Annotated in this window: 1 protein-coding gene; it reads left to right on the top strand. The window is 39.4% G+C overall.

Annotated elements, in window-relative coordinates:
- Positions 1 to 122 precede the first annotated feature (122 nt).
- Positions 123 to 509, top strand: a complete 387-nt coding sequence (locus PPOP_RS09235; protein ID WP_042228142.1) for a hypothetical protein — start codon at positions 123 to 125, stop codon at positions 507 to 509.
- The last annotated feature ends 318 nt before the right edge of the window (positions 510 to 827 follow it).

Genomic DNA, 827 nt, shown 5'->3' with positions numbered 1-827 from the left:
GTGGTGAGAACTTTCATTCTACACGAATCCGGCCATGGGCCCTTTGTTTTTTATTCCCAGAAGGTGTCGCACTTCATTTTACAATCCGTCAAATTTAAATAAATCAAATGGAGACAGGGAACATGTACAATGATAATAAAGTGCTATTTGCTTCAGACGGTCGGGAATTGATAGTGAATCATTTATACACAATTGAGGATTACTTCACGTTCGATATCAAAGTTAAATCTGGTGAGTTTACAGGCGCATCTAACTTCTGTATGCCCAAGGAAAAGGTCATTTTCATGGTTGAATCCCTCTCCAAGATGCTTCAAACTTTAGAGGGTTACTGCGAAGTAAAAGACTATGATACAGACGCGAATGTTGTGCTTGAAATGGAAAAGTTAGGGCACATGTGCATATACGGACAACTCGGGGGAAGCCACGAGGAACATAGCATGAAATTTAAATATACTGCTGATCAGACTGTAGCGGCTAATTTAATGAAAATGCTCAAAGCATTATTGTAAACAGGTTTTCTTCTCGCAATTCGAATGATCAGAGTTTATACATTTGCCCAGACCTTGACTGGCTCCGTGCCTTTCAAGGTTTCTTTTTTTGTACGAAAATGACACCTTGCACGAAGTAGCAGGATGTGGTTCTTTGCACTGAAGTAGAAGGGTTCTGTAAAATGGCACAAAAAAACACCCCCTACAAATTGATTAACTAATATATGGTATTTTAGGGTTTATCCAACATCCCCCAACTCTTGAAGCTCCACTTTGTACCCTTGTTGTTTGATCTTGTGTACCCAGTAGTTGACGTCCTTTTCTTTTTTCGGTAAATCA

This window comes from Paenibacillus popilliae ATCC 14706 (assembly GCF_000315235.1).
Classification (GTDB): Bacteria; Bacillota; Bacilli; order Paenibacillales; family Paenibacillaceae; genus Paenibacillus_B; species Paenibacillus_B popilliae.
The sequence above is the reverse complement of the archived record's forward strand: the minus strand, read 5'-3'. Positions and strand labels throughout refer to the sequence as shown.